Raw genomic sequence first — 21,191 nt, 5'->3', positions numbered from 1 at the left:
GCGCAACAACAATGCCAAAACAAATAAGCAGTAAGATTTATAGTCAGTAAGGCAATGTTTACGACTTTAAAATGATTTTTTTAAATGTAAAGCGGGTTTCTCTATCCATTTCCATGAAATCACACTCACCAAATACGTGATTATTATAACTGCCAAATAATAGGAGACGTGTCTTAAGAGCCCCAATTCAAAAAATATATTTACAACAACCATGTGGTAAATATAGACACCATAGGATACGTCTTCTTCTCCCAAAAGAAGTTTGGATAGATTTCGATAACTGAAAGCAAAGCTGATGGTCACGCAGGAAAGGAGAATGTTGGCGATCATTCCCCAGATGTTCGGTGTGTAACTTGTAATGTAAAAACCCAATTCGTAGAAAAAAATACCGATGTAGACTACGTAGGCAATCAACCATATGAGGAATCGGTCTTTGAACCAAGGACCAAGCCGACGATGATACACAAAAAACAACATCCCAAATCCAAAGTTGTATAAATAAGGAAAGACGCTGACTTTGGCCAGTTGATGAAGTAGTGAGGTTGACGGAACAAAAGCATTAAGAATGCTGTAAAATGCAACGGAAAATCCCACAACAACCCACACCGCTAAATTTCCCCATCGGCGCCAACTGTACCAAATAAAAGGAATCAATATATAAAACTGAATTTCAACGGGTATTGTCCAAAGTGCTCCGTTGGGTATGCCAACGCCGAAATCATGCAGAAAAGCGGCTGTATAAAACTGAAAAACAGTCAATTGTCCTATCAACCATTGAGCAAAACCGAAGAGATTCCGCTCAAAAGGTTTTACACCTAAAAAATAAATCAATACAAAAAGGGTTACCAATAAGCATACATACAATCCGGGAAAAATGCGCAAGACGCGATTTCTGGCGTAATTGAGCCATTGCGAAGGATGACGATCAAAACTCCAAAGAATCAAAAAACCGCTGACGGTAAAAAAAATAGGCACGCCGCTGAAATGCTTTAAAAAGTCAACACTTGCTTCTAAGGCAGGGGGCAGGCCAATGTTTAAATGATACCGTGCGTGCAAAAGCAAAACCTGTGTGGCGGCAAACAGGCGAATCAAATGAAAATTATTGGGTTTGGTAAGCATTTATGTACGGCTGAATAACTTTCTCACCCATTTCCCGGCTCTTTTCAGAATAGAGGTATTCTTTGCACCTTCCTCCGTATAATAGCTATTAGACTTTCCGTAGTAATCATAGGTATACTTGTAGCTGTACCCGTAGCCTTTCGACGCATAATAAGAAGCCGAAGCGAGCGAAGCATAAAGGTCATCTCGGTAAAAATCATTTACAATGACTCCCACTGATTTAAGTTCAAGTTCGTCCGCTATTTGGTCGGCGAGCAGGTAGGATTCTTCGTTTGAATACAACCAACGGATGATAAAAATAACCAGATCACTTTTGCGCAACAGCGGAATATTATCGGAAACCAAACCGATCGGAGCCGTATCGATCAGGACAAAGTCATATTCCTGTTGACACGCCTCGATCATATTTTCGAAGCGCTCGTTTTGAATAAGTTCAGTAGGATTAAAAGGCACAGGACCCGCCGGAATATAGTCCATACCTTCAATGACAGAATGTTGAATTACTTTGTGGTATTCATCTGCTTTGCCCGTAAGAAATGTGCTGAGTCCTACTTTGTTATTGTTATTGAAAAAGCGGTGTAGCTTGGAGCGGCGTAAGTCTGAAACAATGATCAATACTTTCTTGCCGACTTTGGTAAGTGATGTCGCCAAATTGATCGTCACAAAAGACTTGCCTTCTCCGGACACTTCAGAGGTAATGACCAGCAGTTTGCCTCTTTTATCCTGACTCGTGGTGAGGAAGTTTAAATTGGTACGTACGCTGTTGACCGATTCGGCAAAAAGCGAGCGATTATCAAGAAAGTGTAAAAGATCTTTTTCGTTGTTTTGAACCTTGTCATGGTAGCGGTGAATGGTGCCCAATAAATTTACATGACTATTTTGTCCAATTTTCGGGATCTCGGTAAATTTTCCGTTAAGATAACGTGCCAGGAAGATAGAACCCATGCCGATCAATAAACCAAGCAGTATCGATACTGACAATAATCGAGCGCCTCTTGGATATACTTTGTACGAATCGGTGCGGGTCAATATCGTAAAAGAGGGAAGCATTCCGGCCTTTACAATGGAGGCTTCTATCTCTTTATTGATAAGAAGCAGGTAAATCTTTTCGTTGACGTCGCGGTCGTTTTGGAGATAACTCAATTCCCGTTCGACAGAAGGCAATGCGTTCATACGACTTTCGAGAATGGATAGGTTCTCGTTAATGATCTGGAGCGTTCCTTCGTTTTTTTGGCGTTGTACTTTGATGTTACTCAGGATTTGATCCCGTAAGTGCTCGATCTCGTCGTCAGTAGCTTTGACAACGGGGTTGTTTACGCTCAGATTTTTGCCGATGGTAAGCCCTTTTCGGTCCAAAATAAGCTTGTTTAACTCCGTAACCAGCCGTACCAATACTCCGTCACTGTTATTATCAAGCCCAATGTTGCCGATATTGATCGGTTCAAAACGGTTGGACAGGCTTTGTTCGAGCAGATTAATGTAAGACTTCTGGATTTCGAGCATATTCTTTTGGGTTTTGAAACCCGTGATCTGCCCCATTACGTCAGACATAGACACCTGTAAGTTGGGAACAGATTTGCCCTGTTTATACTTTTCCAGTTCAGAGGAAGATTTTCGCAGCGCATCAAAGTATATCTTGATCTGTTCCCGAATAAAATCAATGGTTAAATTGGAAGAGCGTTTCTTTTGTTCAAGGTTGTATTTTTGGTACGATTCGATCAGTTTTTGTAAAAAATCCTGCGTGAATTTTTGATTATTATAGGTAAAGGAAATGTTCAGAATGGGCATATTCTGTTCTGCTTCATCTACATAGATCAGGTTGTCCATACGCTCTCGCATGGCATTGATTTCGTTGTAGGTAAACAGGTAATCCTGCGAAAATGTAGCTACTGAACTGACCTTAAACGACAGCCCTTTGACGGCGATAAGCGTATCTTTCGCCAAGTCAAAGCGCCGAATCTCTTCGCTGTATTCTGTCTTATACGTAATGATTCCGCTGGGCTGGATTTCAAATGTTCCATACTCATATTCTCCCGAATCGTACGAAACAATATCGGCGGTAAAAGGCTTAAAAGGATAAACGTCTTCGGTCTGGAAAGTAGATTCGCTGTAAAAAGTAAAAGGATATTTCAGGCTTTCGACCGCCCCATTGATCACCTCTTCAGATTTGATGACGTATTTTTCGGTAAGGTAATCCTGCTGATTGGCTTCGGGTGCCACGAGTCGGTTCAGTTCATCTATTTCCGTTTGTTTTTCATTGTATCTCAGAAGCACCTCCGCTACGTAGCGTTCTTTGGCGATTTGTAAAAAGATAAGACACCCTACCGTAGTAATTGTCAAGGCTCCCAATACCCAATACCAGCGACTCCAAAGGACTCGCATGATCCGTTTCACATCAATGTCTGCGGATACTTCTGTGTACCTGTCCCGCACTTTATTCTCATTCTGCATAGAGGCGTCGCCAAAACTTTTTAGCCCAACCGGTTGAGCAAAGGTAATTGTTGTATGTTCTCAAAGAGAGGATTATGTACCAATTCACTTAATTTTTGTAAATGCCGAAGTCCGTGCGCGTCTGTTCCGACGGCATCAATGTAATCAGCTTCCAACAATTGTTCGGCAGCACGACGTTCAGCCGCGCCGTAATAACCTGTCAGCGACAAAAGATTGAGTTGAAAACAGACTCCGTTATTTTTCCAAACATTACGGTCTTGCGGTTTATTGTGCCAGTAGCGATAGCGTTCCGGATGCGCTAAGAGCGGGGTAAAGCCTTTTTTCTGAATCATCTCAACCAGTTTGATACCCCACAAACTTGGATTTTGCATGGGTAATTCAAAAAGAATGTATTGGTTATCAATCGGTAATAGCTGATTGTCCGTGATAAGTTGAAAAAAGTTTTCATCTGCATAATATTCAGCAGATGTTTCTAAGACTAACGGCAGATCATGCGTTTGGATTAAGTTCCGGACTTTTTGAGAAGCAACTGAAATGGTCTCGTTGGTATTTTTGTAAAAATCGGCTCGTACATGAGGAGTTGCCACTATCTTTTTGAGTCCCATCTGTACATAATACAGCAGCATCTCCAGACTTTGTTCTTCGTTTTGACAACCATCATCAATGCCCGGTAATACATGGCAATGCCAATCGCTTTCGACAGAAGCCAACGATAGCGGCTGCGAAGATGTGCTTTTGGTGCCTTTTAAAAACGAAAACAATGCCATGGTGATTAATTCCTGCTGATGGTTATGTAAAGCCCTAATAATATAGCTATGGCATTAAGGGTCAATGCGACAGGTTGTACGATGCTGGAGAATTTTTGATTTTTTATGATCCGTAAGCTGCTTTTCGATGGAGGGATGAATACATAATCTCCGTCAAAGATCGGAATGTTTGCCACCACCGGATCACTTAAGTTCCGAACATCATAACTTATTTCCTGTTGTAGTCCTGAACGTGTACGAATCAGCTTAATGGTACGGTCGGCAGTCGTAAAATCAATGCCGCCCGAGAGGGCAATGACTTCCCCAAGGGTCATCTTCTCTTCTTCCAACGTAATGACTCCCTGCTTGGCAACTGCTCCCAAAACCTTAATGCGAAGGTTAGCGATTTCCACGTCAAAGACAGGGTTTGTGATCAAATCCTGATACCGTCTTTCTATTTCGGTTCCTGCTTCGGCTTTGGTTAATCCCGCTACTTTAATTCTTCCTATCTGAGGCAGGATAATTTGACCCTTTAAGTCTACCGTTGCCATATAAGGAGGGATGCTCCCAAGCTGTCCGTTGGTCATGGTAGAAGCCCCTACCGAAAGGTTCCCGCCTTGGGGATAAATGATTTCGAGGGCGTTTAAATTTCGAATGCGTAGTTTATCCGCAATTTTAATACGATACACCGTGGTATCTATCGGAGTTGCAAAGTGGCTTGTAATGATGGTTCCGTTTGTTTTTAGGGTATCGGCGGCACTTTTTTGGGCCAAAACCTGAAAACACAACAGTATGAATAACAATGTTAAACGCATGGCAAAAAAAGGAGAGGAGATATAACCTCGAAACAAAATTAAGTAAATTGCCCGCCGTACCAAAATTGCCAACAACCGGCAAGGCGTAACATTGGATTACATACGTCTGATTTGAGGTAACGTCGGTGTTTATAAACGTTTTATTTTCTGAAAACAACATGCTTAAACCTTTTTATCACCCGCATCTCATCGAAGCAGGACTCGACGAAGTAGGTCGTGGATGTTTGGCGGGGCCTGTGGTAGCAGCAGCCGTTGTTTTACCCAAAGACTATACCAATGCGTTGCTCAATGACTCTAAACAGCTGACCAAAGCACAACGAAATGAATTGCGCAGCGAGATCGTTGACGTAGCTTTGGCGTGGGCTGTTGCCGAAGTGTCCAATAAGGAAATTGACCAAATCAATATTTTGAAAGCCAGCTTTTTGGCCATGCACCGAGCAGTGGACCGGTTAACAGTTCGTCCGGAACATTTATTGGTGGATGGAAATCGTTTTACACCCTATCCATTTTTGCCTCATACGTGTATTGTGAAAGGTGATTCAAAATTCATGAGCATTGCCGCCGCATCCATTCTTGCCAAAACCTACCGGGATGAGTTGATGGAACAGCTTGCTGAAGAATTTCCACAGTATGGTTGGGAGCGAAATGTGGGGTATCCCACGCCCATTCATCGGCGAGCCATTGAGGAGTTCGGGCCTTGTCATCATCATCGAATGTCCTTTAAGTTGATATGAATTTCAAAGGTTTACAGAATAACGCTGTAAGTTTTAACGCGTCTTTGTACCTTTGCTGAAATATTTCCCCATTTTGTATTTCGTAAATCCCAAATTGTAAATCCAATGGTTGCTACGACAACAGGGCGCGACACCCAAATATTTGATCTGATCGCTAAAGAACACCACCGTCAAGAGTCGGGTATTGAACTTATTGCTTCTGAAAACTTTACTTCTAAACAGGTGATGGAAGCGCAGGGAAGCGTGTTGACCAATAAATACGCCGAGGGCTTGCCCGGCAAACGTTACTACGGAGGCTGCGAAGTAGTGGATCAGATTGAGCAGATAGCTATTGATCGTCTCAAAGAATTGTTTGGTGCGTCTTGGGCTAACGTACAGCCTCACTCAGGGGCGCAGGCCAACACGGCAGTGTTTTTGGCTTGTCTGCAACCCGGCGATAAAATCTTAGGTTTTAACTTATCACACGGCGGTCACTTGACGCACGGTTCGCCCGTTAACATTTCGGGTAAATATTTCCAACCGTTTTTCTACGGTGTGGAGCAGGAAAGCGGGCTTATTGATTGGAATAAAGTAGAAGCTACGGCGCTTAAAGAACGTCCCAAAATGATTATTTGCGGGGCATCTGCGTATAGCCGTGATTGGGATTATGTACGTCTTCGGGCCATTGCCGACCAAATTGGCGCGGTACTTTTGGCCGATATTTCACACCCTGCGGGCTTGATCGCCAAAGGATTATTGAACGATCCGTTGGAGCATTGCCATATTGTAACCACCACAACGCACAAAACCTTGCGCGGGCCGCGCGGTGGAGTTATTATGTTGCGTAATGATTTTCCAAACCCGTTTGGTATTACTACCCCCAAAGGAGACATTCGTATGATGTCATCTTTGCTTGATTCGGGTGTATTTCCCGGTACGCAGGGCGGGCCTCTTGAGCACGTGATCGCGGCAAAAGCCGTCGCATTTGGCGAAGCTTTGAGCGATGATTATACTGAGTATGCCGTTCAGGTTCGTAAAAACGCGCAGGCGATGGCAACAGCGTTTGTGGAAAAAGGCTACAAGATCATTTCAGGAGGTACTGACAATCACCTGATGTTGATTGATTTGAGTTCTAAAGGACTAACCGGTAAATTGGCAGAAAATACGCTTATCAAAGCAGATATTACAGTCAATAAAAACATGGTGCCGTTTGATACAAAATCACCGATGGTAACATCGGGAATGCGCGTAGGGACTCCGGCCATGACAACACGCGGCCTCAAAGAAGCCGATATGGAGCGCATCGTTGATCTAATGGATACCGTCCTGATGAATGCCGAAGATGATGCAAAGATCGAAGCGGTAAAACAGGAAGTAAATACCTGGATGGCACAAGTGCCGTTGTATCTATAAGATATACTCTCTCAAAATTTGCAAAAGGCAGCCATCACCGGCTGCCTTTTGTTTTTTAACTGTTTTTCTCCAACAACTTCACCAATACCGCAAAATCTTTGGGATAAGGTGCTTCTACTTTGATGGTTTCGCCATTCATCAGCTGAAATGAAAGCGAGAAGGCATGCAACGCTACCCGATGCATAATGGGCTGTTCCAACGTTTCCTGCTTTAATTTATAATCCTTTTTTAAAGTGGAAAGAAGGATATTGGCTCCCCCGTAGGTTGGGTCGCAAACAATTGGCGCTTTGAGGCATTGCAAGTGAATACGGATCTGGTGCATCCGTCCCGTGATCGGAATACACTCAACCAACGTATGTCTGCGGAATGCTTTGAGCGTAAAGAACACCGTTTCGGCCGGCTTTCCTTTTTGACGATCTATCTTGACCGCCGTGCCGTCTTTGAGGGGAGCAATAGGTAAGAATACCGAAATACTGTCAAAATCGTGGAGACCATTGGCTACGGCATGGTAGCGCTTGGTGACTTCACGGTGCTCAAATTGCATGGCTAAGTGCCGATACGCTTCGGGGTTTTTGGCAATGGCCAATGCGCCCGAGGTTTCTTTATCCAAGCGGTGACCAACCTGCGCATCAAAACTATATTCTTTGGCCATGCGCAGAATACTCACCGATTTGTCGGCGGTGCGTTCGTTGATGGTTGCTACGTGCGGTGGTTTATTGATAACGATATAATCTTCGTTTTCAAATAATATCAAATCTTTAAAATCAAATTTCGTCATTTACAGAGGAGTACCGGCTATGGTGGAAGAATAAAAGTTAAACCAAAAGACGAGGCCGGAAATTCCGGGCACGTCTAAGATGGAGTATTATTTAATTAACAGCCACAAAATTAGCCTTTTATTTTGCCACTTACCAATAACGCGTATTTTTAACCCCTATTCCCAACCCTTTGCGGTTCGCCGCATCGCCCTGTAGGGAAAGGGAGCTTTTATTCCCCTCCCTCACTGGGGAGGGGTCAGGGGTGGGGTTTTAAAAGGCAAATCAAGAACAACCTGTTTCAGAGGAAGATTCTGAAGTGATAAGGCAGCTTTATTCCCGTAAAGCAGCTTCAGTTTATTTTGAATACTTTGTAAGCCATAGCCGCCGCTGATAGGTTCAGGAAAAGATGGACCATTATCGTGTACCGTAATTCGCAGGAGATTTTGTTCCTGTGTTACCCGCACTTCAATAACACCTCGATCAGCTATACGCGCAATTCCGTGTTTGATCGCATTTTCAACAACGGGTTGAATCAAAAAACGCGGAACCGGCACATTTTTAAGGGCTTCGTCGCGGACAATGATTTTAAAAGAAAGACGATCTCCAAAACGTACCTGCTCAATTTCGAGATAAGTGGCTACCATTTCCAACTCGTTGTTCAGCGTGTCAAAATAATCGGCGTTTTTGTTGGTAACGTAGCGGAATAATTTTGAAAGGAGTAGTGTCATTTGTTCGGCCTTATCGGGGTCAATATGGACCAAACTGGCAATGCTGTTGAGAGAATTGTACAGAAAATGCGGGTTGATCTTGGCCTGAAGCGCTTCCAATTCTGCTTTGGTTTTTGATTTTTCCAATTCAGAAAGCTGAAGTTCCTGCTCGGTGATCTTGAGGGTAAGTTGTTTGCCCTGTTTCTGGAAATAATGAAAAACATTGGCAACAAAAATAGGACACAGCACATATATATACCAAGGAGCGCTACTGGTCACCTGATTGGGAAATTTCGCCAAAACTTCGGTAATGATTTCATGGCCGAATTGAAAATAGGAAAAGGTAGTTAAGCCCAAATAACCTATCCCTACGATCAATGACAACACCAAATGCTGTACCCATGTAGTTTTGAAATACCGTTCCAATGGGCTTGAAAGCCAGTTGGTGATGAGTACCGTTATGACTCCTCCCGAAATATTATTCCCGACAATGTATTGATTAAGTGTTGCCAATAAAGGATCGGAAGCGGTAAATATCTGGTGCGTGAAATATATGACTGCGCTGACGCCATAGAAAATAAACGCCCCGATAAAAATACCGATCATGTTTCCAAACCAACCTGTTCGGTACAAAAAGTGGGTTAGCGAGGCAAAACGGTCGGACGGATTTCGTTTATTGATGCCTGAAAAGTTAAAACTTGCTCCGACAATTTTGGCGTTGGTCAGGTTGGCCCCGACCATTGACGAAAAACTCAGGTTGGCATCGGTCAGGTCAGCGTTTTCGAAATTAGTATCATCAAGGTTAGAAAAGCTGAGATTTGTTTTTTTTAAAACGGCATTGCTGAAATTAACACCTGATAGATCTGAAAATCGAAAATCGGCTCCTGATAGATCCAAACCACTCAAATCCGCGCTTTCCAAATCAATCCGCCGAAAGTTGGAACGAGCGTTCTTACTATCTTCATAAATTTGGTCGCGAGAAGCCAATTTCATTTTCAAATGATGGTTTGAAATGATAAATACGGCAGAAAGCCAAGCATAAACTTCTAAAGCAAAAGCAAGGAATAATACCTTTTTTCGACAAAATAAAGAATCCAAAGCGTGAAATACGCTAATCTTTGGATGGATTTTCTACGGTTGCTTTGTTAGAAATCTTCTTCTCTTCGGTCAATTCTGGGCGTATCATTTTTGCCGATATCATCAATGGCACCTAATATACCTGAACCATCCCGGCGTTCGACTAAATTATAATATTGAAAACCAATGGCCACAAGCACCAATGATCGAACAAGCACTGAGCCGACGGTTCCTATTATACTGCTTATGGTAGTCCAGACGTCATTGACACCGTCGCCAATTTGAAGCATAGAAGAAAACGTAATGATCATCGTTGGAATCTGAAATACATAGCCAAGAATACCGGCAATAAATCCCACAATAACCAGAAGGCCGAAGGTAGACCACCATTTATCATTGATCAAATAAAAACATCTTCGGAAAGTAGCTTCCAAACCTAGGTTTTCGCGCATCATCACCATGTACATCAGTGATAATGTGACACCGACATAGATGCCCGGAATAAGAAAGAACAGCGTAGCAATCATTACAAATACGACCATTACGATACTGAAGCCGATTCCTTTGCCAATATATTCTTTGACACGATTCCAGATGATCTCGGGTGTAATGGCTCGATTCCCTTTTTCGTATTCGATCAGGTAAGCATTAACAACCAACGTAGCGGCCAGGCCGGCAGCTCCCAGAAAAATGACCAAGAGCAATATGGAAGATCCCATTGAATAAAAACTTGACAAATAATCGCCTGCGTCACCGGAACCCAAAATACGTTTTTGAATAACAAGCATATTAGACTGATAAGCACCCATAAAAAAACCACCGATCAACGCCGGCGGACCTGCGATATACAAAACAGAAAGCATCAACGGCTTGAAATTCTGAATCATAAACTCAAAGGTTACATTGATTTTTTGCCCGAAATCTCGTTCCTGTTGTAATACGATAGGTGGTTTCATGGATTGGAAATTTAAGAGGTTGGTAGTTAAGAGATTAAGAATTTATCATTTCTTGGTAGACCTTTCGGGGATAAAGCACAAAGTACCACACAATAAATACGGCTGAAACAATAATAATACTACCGCTGACCACGGGATGCAGTGTAAGACGTGTAATGAAACTTTCTAAAAAACCGGCTGTAATAAAAACAGGAACCAAGCCAATGACGATTTTCATACCCTTTTTTGCGCCTTGCTTAAAGGATTCCAATCGGCTGAACGTTGCCGGAAAAAGTAAGCTGTGGCCCATGACCAATCCTGCCGCCCCGGCAATCACAATAGCGGAGATTTCGAGTGTACCATGGATCCATATTTTTAACACTGAAGCCAACAATAAATCACGCTCAAAGAAAAAATACTGAAAAGAACCCAACATAACGCCGTTTTGAAAGAGAATGGCAATTGTTCCAAAGGAGAAGAAAGAACCCAAAACAAAAGCTACAAACGATACTTTGATATTGTTGACGGTGATCTGCATAAACATATCAGCCTGACCTGTGCCACCATAAATGGCTAAAGGATTGCCGTTTTTAATGTTTTCGAGTGTTTGGTTGACGTATGCATCTCCCATGATAAGTCTTACGTAAGTATCATCGTGGGCCGCCGACATCCAACCCAACAGGCAGGCACCGAAAAAAAACAAAAATGCATACAGAAGCTTAAAACGGGATTCAAACATCAAAATCGGGAGTTCGTATTTCCAGAAAGCTGCAATACGATTTCGGTCTTCGCGGCGATTTGCGTAGAGTTTTTGGTGAAACTGCGAAGCTACTCCGTTGAGATAACGCGTTACGGTAGCGTTTGGGTAAAATGTTCGAGCGTAGGAAAGATCATCGGTCAATTCAATAAATCGCTCCGTAAGTCGGTCGGGATCGTGCGCAGGGGTAGATTCAAATTCCTCCCACTTTTCCGTATTTCGTTTGACAAAAACAGCTTCTTTCATTAAAATTGAACAAATGATAGAATGAGTAAACGGACGAATTGTCTATTTTGCGGAAAAGTTATAAAAAACTATTCACTCATTCACGAATTCACTCTTTTCCACCCAAAAAAATGTCTGTCCGTATCCAAACTTCACAAAATGTTGAATTAGAATATGAACCTGCCAGCCTTGGTGATCGTATTTTGGCTACGATCATAGACCGCTTGATTTATCTGGGATGGGCTATTGCGTGGTTTGGGTTATTTTCACTTCTCAAATTAGGCGAGAATCAATCCATCTTTTTTATTGTCTTGACTATTGTCCTACCTGTTTTGCTTTATCCTTTACTTGCAGAGTATTTTCTGAATGGACAAACGTTGGGCAAACGGGCGATGAATATTCGAGTGGTACGATTGGATGGAAACAAACCAACCTTAAGTGCTTATCTGCTGCGTTGGTTGATGATTATCGTTGATACCGGTATTTTTACGCCTCTTGTAGCCATTATTGCGATAGCGGCGAATGGAAAAGGACAGCGGATTGGAGACATTGCCGCAGGAACGTCGGTCATAAAAACAATTAAACGGGTGAAGCTCAGTCAGGTTGTATATCAGCAACTCCCTGAGGACTATAAAGTTACGTATCCGCAAGCTTCTCAGCTAAATGACCGAGACATAGAAACTATTCGACAGGTACTTAGAAAAAGAAACGAAGAGCTGAGCATTCAAACCGCCGAGAAAGTATCAAACGTGCTTAACATTGAAAATACCAATCAGCCACGCACTTTTTTGCTGACCATCGTCAATGATTATACGCATTTGGCAGCACAGGAAAACAGTTGAGTAGAACAGAAAAACCGAAAAATTTCAAACTGAAAAATAAAATTTAATACTTGAGTAAAAAAAACGTCGGCGAGGTTTTGAACCTCGCCGACGTTTGACGCCGCCGTTAAAATTCCTCGCCGAGCGTTTGTATTATCTATCGTTTTCCGGTTGATTTATTATAAAGTGCCACTGCATCCGGCATCAACTTCTGAAGGTTGGATACGCGAGTGTTATCGGCAGGGTGAGTGGAAAGCCATTGTGGTGGTTTTTGACCATTGCTTGCCTGAGCCATACGTTGCCAGAAATCAACGGCTGCGCGCGGATCATATCCCGCCATAGCCATAAACGTAAGCCCCAAACGGTCAGCTTCACTTTCCTGATTACGACTGTTGGGGAGAATATACCCCACGCTTGCGGCGGCCGGTGCAGCCATACCGTAAAGACCCATCCAAATGTTTTGGGTTTCCGCAGGTTTATTAGCCATCGCAACACCCAATCCTACCTGTCCGGCGGTCAATGCTCCCTGTGCCAATAATCCCTGACTCATGCGCTCCGCTCCGTGGCTGGCAATGGCGTGCGATACCTCATGGCCCATGACCACCGCTATTCCCGTTTCATCACGGCAAATGGGCAAAATTCCTGTATAGAACACTACTTTTCCGCCCGGCATGCACCAAGCATTGACTGTTTTGCTGTCAATAACATTGAATTCCCACTGAAAACCGTCCAATACTTGGCGGTAGTTATTGGCTGTTAAGTAATCTTCTACGGATTTTTTGATACGCTGTCCTACGCGTTTTACCATCTCTACCTGATTCCCGCTTCTGAGTACATTGCTGGTATCAAGCACTTCTTTGTAGCTTGTGAAGCTCATGGGTAAAAGCTCTTTGCTGTTGACCAACATTAATTGATTGCGGCCGGTAATGGGTACTTTTTGACAGGCAACCACCAATGCCAATGAAGCTATAGAAGCAACTATGAATTGTTTCATTTTGATTTAGAGATTAAGTAATTTTGAATAATGTTAAGAAACAGACTGTACTATTGACCTAGTAACTAAAAAAGCGTGCCGGCCGGTGTGCAAAGTGTAGAATTTTTTGCACATATATCCTTTTTCTTCCATTAATAAATCCTGTTAACTTCGTGGGTAAAAATGAACGGCTCATCCTTTCTTTAAAAGTAACCGATACTTTATGTATTTGAATATCAACACCCAAAAACAAAACACCTACGACGCTATCGTGATCGGTTCGGGTATTTCCGGTGGTTGGGCGGCCAAAGAGTTGTGTGAAAAAGGATTGCGCACGTTGGTATTGGAGCGTGGGCGAGACGTTAATCATATTACAGATTACCCCACTGCAATGAAAAATCCGTGGGATTTTGAGCACCATAACCGTTTGCCGCCGTCATTCAGGGCAGAAAATCCCATTGCCAGCAAATGCTACGCGTTGGACGAAGCCACACAGCAGTTTTTTACCAAAGATGCTGAACAGCCTTATATTCAGGAAAAACCGTTTGATTGGATTCGAGCGTATCAAGTGGGTGGCAAATCACTTTTGTGGGCGCGGCAGGTGCAGCGTTGGAGTAAATTTGACTTTGAAGGTCCTGCGCGTGATGGCTTTGCCGTTCCGTGGCCAGTTACGTACGACGAATTGGCTCCCTGGTACAGTTATGTGGAACGATTTGCGGGCATTAGTGGAAATAAAGACGGACTCGAAGGACTGCCTGATGGGGAATTTCTGCCTCCCTGGGAATTGAACTGTGTTGAAAAACACCTTCAAAAATCGTTGAATGCAAACTATACGGATCGGCACCTGATCATCGGTCGGTGTGCGCATTTGACCAAGCCGCAACCTTGGCATATAGCCCTTGGTCGCGGGCAGTGTCAAGCGCGGCATTTATGCTATCGTGGGTGTCCTTACGGCGCTTATTTCAGTTCGCAATCGGCTACCTTACCTGCGGCACGCAAAACCGGAAAACTTACCTTGCGACCACATTCGGTAGTTCATTCGATTATTTATGATGAAAAACTCGGCAAAGCTTCAGGGGTTCGTATCATTGATGCCAACACGAAAGAAGTTATTGAGTATTACGCAAAGATCATCTTTTTGAATGCTTCGTGTTTGGCGAGCAACCAGATCTTACTCAATTCTACGTCTAATCGCTTTCCCACAGGACTGGCAAATGATAATGGTTTATTAGGCCATTTTGTGGCATTTCATAATTATCGGGGCATTGTTTACGCAGATATTGACGGATTTGAAGACCAATATTATTTTGGACGGCGGCCAACTTCGGGGTTTATGCCGCGTTACCAGAATGTTCATAAACAGGAAACGGATTTTCTGCGTGGTTATCTTGTGGCCATGAGCGCCGGTCGTGCGGGTTGGGGACATGCGGCGTCACAGGAAGGTTTTGGGGCAGACTGGAAAGAACAAAACAGTCGGCCCGGACCGTGGAATTTGTACGTACAAATTCAGGCAGAAACCATTCCGAAATTTGAAAACCACTTACGACTAAGTCCGGACCAAAAAGATAAATACGGAATTCCGCAATTGATCACCTCTGTGGGTTATGACGATAATGATGTGAAGATCATCAAGCATTTTCACACCTCAGTGGCGGAGATGTTGGACAAAGCAAGTTTTAAAAACATTCGTTTGGTAGATGATAAACGTAATCCGGGCCTGGATATTCACGAGATGGGCGGCGTACGAATGGGAGCAGATCCCAAAACCTCGTTGGTCAATAAATGGAATCAATTGCACACGTGCAAAAATGTGTTTGTCACCGACGGCGCGGCCATGACATCCATTGGTACTCAAAATCCATCATTGACATTTATGGCGTTTACGGCCCGCGCGGCCAACCATGCCGTGCAGGAAATGAAAAAAAAGAATTTGTAGATTTGTGAAATGTTTTCCATTAATTTTATTGCATATGAAAAATTTGTCAAGAATAACGCTCATCGGAGCCATCTTACTGGTTTGGGTATTTAAAAGTTATGTAGCATTGTCTCAAACCTCCGACGAGACCGTAGTGGCTGATACAGAAAAAAAACGTTTTGCTGCATTGGTGAGCAAAGATTATGCGTATCTGGATAAAGTACTGGGCGAAGACCTGATTTACTGTCATTCCAACGCATTGGTTGATAACAAAAGCGCATTCATTCAGTCCATTAAAGATGGAAAGTTATCCTACAATGAAATGACGCCTGAAGAATTGAAAGTGCGTATTTATGATAAAACGGCCATTATTACGGGCGTTTGCGCGGCCAAAGTGATGAGCAACGGCCAGCCGCTCAATACGCGTTTTCGTTTTACGGATGTATATATTAAGCGTAAAGAAGGTTGGCAAATGGTATCTTGGCAATCGCTTCGTTTGCCGGAAAAATAATTAAAAGTTAAAAAGGAATTATTGATGCAACCGGCCAACTCCTTTTTTCGTCTTAGATAAATAAGCGTTAAATAATCATTTGAGTAGGTTTACCGTTTAAAGCTTGCAAGTTTTTTGAAAAAAACTGATATTCGAGCGCAATATTAAACCTTTGGCGTGGGTTTTGTATAGTGAGATAATTGTGGAGAATCAATTTTACTTAAAATAGTAACTATTTATGAAACGTATTTTTACGGTTTTGGTAATGATTGCAGTTGCAGGCACCGTTATGGTCTCAAGCTGTAAAAAGAAACCTAAACCTTTGAGCGAAGTTATTGGGCGAGTGTGGAGTGCGCAATTAATTAAGCATGGTTCAAGCGTCGTTTATACAAAAGGTGTCACAACCAGTCCTACACCGGGGTATGTTAATTTTCGATTAGACCTGAGCAGCCCTACTTCTGCTACTCTCAAAGATTTTGACGGGAATACCTTTACGGGCCAATGGGAAGTACAGGAAACCGCTTCGGGCAACAGCTTGATATTGAAAAATTTAACTCCTCAACCTACAGGCACTAACGGAACTATCCAGTTTACGATAAATTCGGCAAGTGAAACAGAATTTGTAATTACCCGTACAACAGGAAGTCAGAAAACAGGAGGAACCATTAATAATTACACATTGGTATCACCTTAGAACTCGTGTTGAAATACTATTTTTGAATGTCGTTCTCTGACAAGAGGGCGACATTTTTTATTTTTGCCAAACACTTTATCAAACGCACATCTTTTATGCTGAAATCCTTTATTATTCTCGCTCTTTTATCCGTTACGGCTCACGCACAAATGAATTATCCCGCCACTCGAAAAGTAGATCACACCGACGACTATCATGGTACAAAAGTAGCCGATCCTTACCGTTGGCTGGAAGACGACAACGCCGCCGATACCAAAGCTTGGGTATTGGAACAAAATAAGGTCAGTTTTGGCTATTTGGAAAAAATCCCTTACCGAAGTCTTATCAAACAACAATTGGAGAAAGTCTATAACTATCCCAAATATTCGGCGCCTCGTCGCAAAGGAGAGTATTTTTATTTTTACAAGAACGATGGATTACAGAATCAATCGGTGCTTTATCGTCAGAAAGGCACAACCGGTGCTCCCGAAGTAGTACTTGATCCGAACAAACTTTCGACCGATGGCACCACGCGCTTAACGGTGTTTAGTCTGTCGAAAAAAGGTGATTATGCTGTTTGCGGATTTTCCAAAGGCGGTTCTGATTGGCAGGAATATCAGCTTATGGACATGAAAACCCTGCAAATGCTCTCTGATAAGATCGAATGGGTAAAAGTATCGGGTGCTTCGTGGCAGGGAAATGGCTTTTATTACAGCCGTTACCCAAAACCGGAAGGCAGTGCATTAGCAGCTAAAAATGAAAATCACCAAGTATTCTTTCATAAAGTGGGCACAGCTCAGTCGGCTGATGAATTGGTGTATGAAGACAAAGCCAACCCGCAACGTTTTCATGGAGTGTATGTCAGTGAAGACGAGCGTTTTTCGTTTTTAAATATTTCAGACCGAGGCAAAGGCAAAGATGGTAATGCGCTTTTTTATCGTGAGATTGGCCAAAAAGAATTTAAGCCAATCGTAGCAGATATTACAGACAGTCAGTTTTCTATTGTAGATAATGTGGGCAATAAATTTTTGTTGCGTACCAACAAAAATGCCAAAAACGATCGCGTTGTACTTTTCGATCCGGCGAATCCTGACGAAAAAAATTGGAAAGAAATTCTTCCTGAAAAACCTGAACCGCTGCAAGGCGCAGGCACGGCGGGTGGAAAACTGTTTGTAACGTATTTGAAAGATGTTACAACGCGCGCTTATGTATATGATTTGAACGGTAAATTAGAAAATGAAGTACCGCTTCCGGGCTTAGGCTCAGCCGGCGGATTTGGTGGCGAAAAAGATGATAAATCTGTATTTTACACGTTCTCTTCGTTCAACTATCCACCGACTATTTTCAGTTATGACATCGCTACGCGCAAAAGTGCCGTTTTTCGTAACCCCGAAGTAGCCTTTAAACCAACGGATTATGAAACAAAACAAGTGTTTTATCCAAGCAAAGACGGCACTAAAATTCCGATGTTTATTGTCTATAAAAAAGGGTTGAAATTAGACGGAGCCAACCCAACCATTTTATATGGTTACGGTGGCTTTAACATCAGCATGACAGCAAGCTTCAGCCCCGTGCTTATTCCTTTTTTGGATAATGGTGGCGTCTATGCCCAAGCCAATTTGCGCGGCGGTGCTGAATATGGCGACAAATGGCACGAAGCCGGAATGCGGCTTCAAAAGCAGAATGTATTTGATGATTTCATTGCGGCAGGTGAATATTTGATCAAAGAAAAATATACTTCCAATGCGCGTTTGGCATTACGTGGTGGTTCCAACGGTGGTTTGTTGGTAGGTACCGTGATGAACCAACGTCCTGACTTAGCCAAAGTGGCTTTTCCACAAGTGGGTGTAATGGACATGCTTCGTTTCCATAAATTTACGATTGGTTGGAACTGGATCGCCGATTATGGCAGCAGCGATAATGCTACTGATTTCAAAAACCTGTACGCGTATTCGCCGTTACATAATATCAAAGAAGGCATTAACTATCCGGCCACGTTGGTCACTACCGCTGACCATGACGACCGCGTAGTACCGGCGCACTCATTCAAGTACATTGCTGCATTGCAGGAAAAAGCCGCCAAAACCACAAAAAATCCTCTTTTGATTCGCGTTGATGTAAATAGTGGTCATGGTGCAAGCAATACGGCTAAGTCATTGGAACAAACGGCGGACATTTACGCTTTTATGTTTTATAACATGGGTCTTACCTGGAAGTAACATTTCATCCAAAAATCAACAAACAATACATTATGGCTACCGGATTTTTCAACGTACCCGTTCCAAAAAACGAACCCGTCAAATCATACGCTCCGAATTCGCCCGAACGTGCGGCCCTAAAAGCAGCTCTTGCCGAAGCACGCAGTAAGCAAATTGAGATTCCAATGTACATTGGCAGCGAGGAAATTATGACGGGTGATAAATATGCCGTTACTCCTCCGCACGATCATCAGCACGTATTAGGGTATTATTCATTGGGCGATGCTTCGCACGTAACAAAGGCCATTGAGGCAGCGTTGGCGTCACGTGAGAACTGGGCAAATTTGAGTTGGGAACACCGCGCCGCCATTTTCCTGAAAGCAGCAGATTTGTTAGCGGGCCCGTATCGTGCTGAGATCAATGCCGCTACAATGCTCGGACAATCCAAAAATGCCTATCAGGCCGAAATTGATGCGGCTTGTGAAATGATTGACTTTCTGCGCTTTAACGTGCATTATGCGTCTCAGATATACCGCGAACAACCTCAATCTTCGGATGGTGTTTGGAACCGCTTGGAGCATCGTCCGTTGGAAGGGTTTGTGTTTGCCTTAACTCCTTTCAATTTTACTGCCATTGCCGGCAACTTGCCTACTTCGGCGGCGTTGATGGGCAATGTTTGCGTATGGAAACCTGCTTTAACGCAAGTGTACGCGGCCAATGTATTAATGAACGTATTTAAAGAAGCAGGGGTACCCGATGGTGTTATTAACCTGATTTATGTAGATGGTCCGGTAGCCGGTGATATTATTTTAAGCCATCCTGATTTTGCAGGAATTCACTTTACGGGAAGCACAAAAGTGTTTCAACATATCTGGAAAACGATTGGTGATAATCTTTCGATGTACAAATCCTTTCCACGTATTGTGGGCGAAACGGGTGGCAAAGACTTCGTCGTGGCACATTCCTCGGCCGATGCTAAAGCGTTGGCGGTGGGATTGGTGCGCGGAGCCTTTGAATATCAGGGACAAAAATGTTCGGCCGCTTCAAGAGCCTACGTTCCGGCCAATTTGTGGGAAGAGGTAAAAGGATATATGGTAGAAGACTTGGCAAGCATGAAAATGGGTGTCACGGAAGATTTTTCCAATTTCATTAATGCCGTTATTGATGAAAAATCCTTTGATAAAATTGCCAATTACATTGACAATGCCAAAAAAGACCCACGTGTGACCATAATAGCCGGTGGAAACTACGATAAATCAACGGGCTATTTCATCGAACCAACGGTACTTCTCACCACTGATCCATTGTACACCACCATGTGTGAAGAAATCTTCGGACCGGTGTTGTCTATTTACGTTTACGAGCCGGATAAATTTGAAGAAACACTTGATTTGGTGGATAAAACATCGCCTTATGCGTTGACCGGTTCTATTTTTGCCCAAGACCGTTATGTGATTGAGCAGGCAAGTAAAAAGCTGGTCAATGCTGCCGGAAATTTTTATATCAACGATAAACCTACCGGCGCGGTTGTAGGCCAACAACCTTTCGGAGGCGCTCGGGCTTCGGGAACAAATGATAAGGCCGGCTCTATCCTTAATCTATTGCGTTGGGTCTCACCGCGAACAATCAAAGAAACCTTCGTTTCTCCCGTAGACTACCGATATCCGTTTTTGTCGGAAGAATAACTGGAAAGCCCCGTCAGATTTTTACTTTCTGACGGGGCTTTTTGAATTTAGGGCTTTGCCAATCGATCACGTACTTCCATTAAAGCAAATCCCAATAGATTCAATCCCGGCCATTTTTCGGGATACAAAACGTCAACATGATCAGCGGCCAGGCCAATTCCCCAAATAGCATCTACCGGGCTGGCTTCTGCCAAAACGCGTTGCTGTGTTTGCAATAAAAATTCTTTAAGTGCTTTGTTTTGATTGAACTTGTGGAAATTGCCTTCTACAACAATTTTTTCTCGTTCCGAAAGCCACGCATTTTCGTCGAAATTACGAATTTGGCGTCCCAATTTCTTAGCTTCAGCGGGAGATTTGGCGTCCAAAATCTGTTCAAAAACGTCTTCATCTCCAAATAGCTTAGCCTTCTGTGCCATCATCCAATGTTCTGCCGTTGGGTAAACAACTCCTTCCACTTCAAAAGAGCTTTCCCACCACTGACTCAGACAGGTCTTGGTAATGTTGCCGTCTTTGCTTGGTTGATGCCCCCAAAAAAATAAGTATTTCAGTGGCTTGTCCTGTTGTTCGATAAGCCGGTTTAAGTTGTATTTCATTTCTTTTATGACCTCATATGCCTTACATGGTATAAAAAATTTGAACCATATAATGCATATGAGAAAATATAAGGTTTTAGTCTTTTAGAGAACGATAGTATTCATTCACATAGGTTCGCTGTTTTAT

At 43.0% G+C, this 21,191-nt stretch carries 18 protein-coding genes; 8 read left to right on the top strand and 10 right to left on the bottom strand.

Translation table 11 applies throughout. From position 1 onward, the window contains the following. Nucleotides 1-66 precede the first annotated feature (66 nt). The 4 genes from ACQY73_RS18205 to ACQY73_RS18190 are packed head-to-tail and all read right to left on the bottom strand — an operon-like array spanning nt 67 to nt 5,131. Entirely contained in the window at nt 67-1,119 is a 1,053-nt protein-coding gene (locus ACQY73_RS18205) for an acyltransferase family protein (RefSeq protein ID WP_428653458.1), read from the bottom strand. Continuing rightward, the gene (locus ACQY73_RS18200) at nt 1,120-3,570 is read right to left on the bottom strand and encodes a GumC family protein (protein WP_428653456.1); all 2,451 of its coding nucleotides are present in this window, start codon (nt 3,568-3,570) and stop codon (nt 1,120-1,122) included. It abuts the gene before it with no gap. Nucleotides 3,571-3,590: 20 nt separating this feature from the next. Then, nucleotides 3,591-4,337 carry a tyrosine-protein phosphatase gene (locus tag ACQY73_RS18195; protein WP_428653453.1) on the bottom strand — a complete coding sequence of 249 codons (747 nt, stop codon included), beginning with the start codon at nt 4,335-4,337 and terminating at the stop codon, nt 3,591-3,593. A gap of 5 nt (nt 4,338-4,342) precedes the next feature. Continuing rightward, on the bottom strand, nt 4,343-5,131 hold the full coding sequence (locus ACQY73_RS18190) for a polysaccharide biosynthesis/export family protein (protein ID WP_428653450.1): 789 nt from the start codon (nt 5,129-5,131) through the stop codon (nt 4,343-4,345). A gap of 158 nt (nt 5,132-5,289) precedes the next feature. On the opposite strand from ACQY73_RS18190, the gene ACQY73_RS18185 reads away from it, so the two are divergent. Together ACQY73_RS18185 and glyA are read left to right on the top strand one after the other, a co-directional pair. Further along, nucleotides 5,290-5,865, top strand: coding sequence for a ribonuclease HII (locus ACQY73_RS18185; RefSeq protein WP_428653448.1), 576 nt, complete (start codon nt 5,290-5,292; stop codon nt 5,863-5,865). Between the two features lie 105 nt (nt 5,866-5,970). After that, nucleotides 5,971-7,257 (top strand): serine hydroxymethyltransferase, encoded by a 1,287-nt coding sequence (glyA, locus tag ACQY73_RS18180; protein WP_428653445.1) that lies wholly within the window; start codon nt 5,971-5,973, stop codon nt 7,255-7,257. Between the two features lie 55 nt (nt 7,258-7,312). Here glyA and ACQY73_RS18175 read toward each other — a convergent pair whose 3' ends face one another. The 4 genes from ACQY73_RS18175 to ACQY73_RS18160 form a co-directional block, all read right to left on the bottom strand. Beyond that, nucleotides 7,313-8,035, bottom strand: coding sequence for an RluA family pseudouridine synthase (locus tag ACQY73_RS18175; protein WP_428653443.1), 723 nt, complete (start codon nt 8,033-8,035; stop codon nt 7,313-7,315). A 222-nt stretch (nt 8,036-8,257) separates the two neighbouring features. After that, complete coding sequence (locus ACQY73_RS18170; protein WP_428653441.1) at nt 8,258-9,715, bottom strand: pentapeptide repeat-containing protein; 1,458 nt, start codon at nt 9,713-9,715, stop codon at nt 8,258-8,260. 152 nt (nt 9,716-9,867) lie between these two features. Then, nucleotides 9,868-10,755, bottom strand: coding sequence for a hypothetical protein (locus ACQY73_RS18165; RefSeq protein ID WP_428653439.1), 888 nt, complete (start codon nt 10,753-10,755; stop codon nt 9,868-9,870). A gap of 34 nt (nt 10,756-10,789) precedes the next feature. Then, the gene (locus ACQY73_RS18160; protein ID WP_428653437.1) at nt 10,790-11,737 is read right to left on the bottom strand and encodes a stage II sporulation protein M; all 948 of its coding nucleotides are present in this window, start codon (nt 11,735-11,737) and stop codon (nt 10,790-10,792) included. A 110-nt stretch (nt 11,738-11,847) separates the two neighbouring features. On the opposite strand from ACQY73_RS18160, the gene ACQY73_RS18155 reads away from it, so the two are divergent. Beyond that, nucleotides 11,848-12,558: an RDD family protein gene (locus ACQY73_RS18155; RefSeq protein ID WP_428653435.1), complete on the top strand. Its 711-nt coding sequence runs from the start codon at nt 11,848-11,850 to the stop codon at nt 12,556-12,558. Between the two features lie 136 nt (nt 12,559-12,694). On the opposite strand, the gene ACQY73_RS18150 is transcribed toward ACQY73_RS18155, so the two are convergent. Next, entirely contained in the window at nt 12,695-13,531 is an 837-nt protein-coding gene (locus ACQY73_RS18150; RefSeq protein ID WP_428653432.1) for a M48 family metallopeptidase, read from the bottom strand. 202 nt (nt 13,532-13,733) lie between these two features. On the opposite strand from ACQY73_RS18150, the gene ACQY73_RS18145 reads away from it, so the two are divergent. The 5 genes from ACQY73_RS18145 to pruA all read left to right on the top strand — a co-directional run bounded on the left by ACQY73_RS18145 (nt 13,734) and on the right by pruA (nt 20,471). Beyond that, nucleotides 13,734-15,446, top strand: coding sequence for a GMC oxidoreductase (locus ACQY73_RS18145; protein WP_428653430.1), 1,713 nt, complete (start codon nt 13,734-13,736; stop codon nt 15,444-15,446). 34 nt (nt 15,447-15,480) lie between these two features. After that, nucleotides 15,481-15,936 carry a nuclear transport factor 2 family protein gene (locus ACQY73_RS18140; RefSeq protein ID WP_428653429.1) on the top strand — a complete coding sequence of 152 codons (456 nt, stop codon included), beginning with the start codon at nt 15,481-15,483 and terminating at the stop codon, nt 15,934-15,936. Between the two features lie 217 nt (nt 15,937-16,153). Beyond that, nucleotides 16,154-16,609 (top strand): hypothetical protein, encoded by a 456-nt coding sequence (locus tag ACQY73_RS18135; protein WP_428653427.1) that lies wholly within the window; start codon nt 16,154-16,156, stop codon nt 16,607-16,609. A 95-nt stretch (nt 16,610-16,704) separates the two neighbouring features. Then, nucleotides 16,705-18,807, top strand: a complete 2,103-nt coding sequence (locus ACQY73_RS18130; RefSeq protein ID WP_428653425.1) for a prolyl oligopeptidase family serine peptidase — start codon at nt 16,705-16,707, stop codon at nt 18,805-18,807. Between the two features lie 32 nt (nt 18,808-18,839). Then, nucleotides 18,840-20,471, top strand: coding sequence for an L-glutamate gamma-semialdehyde dehydrogenase (gene pruA / locus ACQY73_RS18125; protein WP_428653423.1), 1,632 nt, complete (start codon nt 18,840-18,842; stop codon nt 20,469-20,471). Nucleotides 20,472-20,518: 47 nt separating this feature from the next. On the opposite strand, the gene ACQY73_RS18120 is transcribed toward pruA, so the two are convergent. Continuing rightward, nucleotides 20,519-21,064, bottom strand: a complete 546-nt coding sequence (locus ACQY73_RS18120; RefSeq protein WP_428653421.1) for an NADAR family protein — start codon at nt 21,062-21,064, stop codon at nt 20,519-20,521. Nucleotides 21,065-21,191 lie beyond the last annotated feature (127 nt).

The sequence above is a fragment of the Runella sp. genome (assembly GCF_965279615.1).
In the GTDB taxonomy this organism is placed as follows: domain Bacteria; phylum Bacteroidota; class Bacteroidia; order Cytophagales; family Spirosomataceae; genus Runella.
Note: the sequence above shows the minus strand (reverse complement) of the source record. Positions and strands in the feature narration are given on the sequence as shown.

Coding starts and splice junctions, on each gene's coding strand:
- ACQY73_RS18205 (WP_428653458.1), bottom strand. CDS start 1,119: ATGCTTACCAAACCCAATAATTTTCATTTGATTCGCCTGTTTGCCGCC.
- ACQY73_RS18200 (WP_428653456.1), bottom strand. CDS start 3,570: ATGCAGAATGAGAATAAAGTGCGGGACAGGTACACAGAAGTATCCGCA.
- ACQY73_RS18195 (WP_428653453.1), bottom strand. CDS start 4,337: ATGGCATTGTTTTCGTTTTTAAAAGGCACCAAAAGCACATCTTCGCAG.
- ACQY73_RS18190 (WP_428653450.1), bottom strand. CDS start 5,131: ATGCGTTTAACATTGTTATTCATACTGTTGTGTTTTCAGGTTTTGGCC.
- ACQY73_RS18185 (WP_428653448.1), top strand. CDS start 5,290: ATGCTTAAACCTTTTTATCACCCGCATCTCATCGAAGCAGGACTCGAC.
- glyA (WP_428653445.1), top strand. CDS start 5,971: ATGGTTGCTACGACAACAGGGCGCGACACCCAAATATTTGATCTGATC.
- ACQY73_RS18175 (WP_428653443.1), bottom strand. CDS start 8,035: ATGACGAAATTTGATTTTAAAGATTTGATATTATTTGAAAACGAAGAT.
- ACQY73_RS18170 (WP_428653441.1), bottom strand. CDS start 9,715: ATGAAATTGGCTTCTCGCGACCAAATTTATGAAGATAGTAAGAACGCT.
- ACQY73_RS18165 (WP_428653439.1), bottom strand. CDS start 10,755: ATGAAACCACCTATCGTATTACAACAGGAACGAGATTTCGGGCAAAAA.
- ACQY73_RS18160 (WP_428653437.1), bottom strand. CDS start 11,737: ATGAAAGAAGCTGTTTTTGTCAAACGAAATACGGAAAAGTGGGAGGAA.
- ACQY73_RS18155 (WP_428653435.1), top strand. CDS start 11,848: ATGTCTGTCCGTATCCAAACTTCACAAAATGTTGAATTAGAATATGAA.
- ACQY73_RS18150 (WP_428653432.1), bottom strand. CDS start 13,531: ATGAAACAATTCATAGTTGCTTCTATAGCTTCATTGGCATTGGTGGTT.
- ACQY73_RS18145 (WP_428653430.1), top strand. CDS start 13,734: ATGTATTTGAATATCAACACCCAAAAACAAAACACCTACGACGCTATC.
- ACQY73_RS18140 (WP_428653429.1), top strand. CDS start 15,481: ATGAAAAATTTGTCAAGAATAACGCTCATCGGAGCCATCTTACTGGTT.
- ACQY73_RS18135 (WP_428653427.1), top strand. CDS start 16,154: ATGAAACGTATTTTTACGGTTTTGGTAATGATTGCAGTTGCAGGCACC.
- ACQY73_RS18130 (WP_428653425.1), top strand. CDS start 16,705: ATGCTGAAATCCTTTATTATTCTCGCTCTTTTATCCGTTACGGCTCAC.
- pruA (WP_428653423.1), top strand. CDS start 18,840: ATGGCTACCGGATTTTTCAACGTACCCGTTCCAAAAAACGAACCCGTC.
- ACQY73_RS18120 (WP_428653421.1), bottom strand. CDS start 21,064: ATGAAATACAACTTAAACCGGCTTATCGAACAACAGGACAAGCCACTG.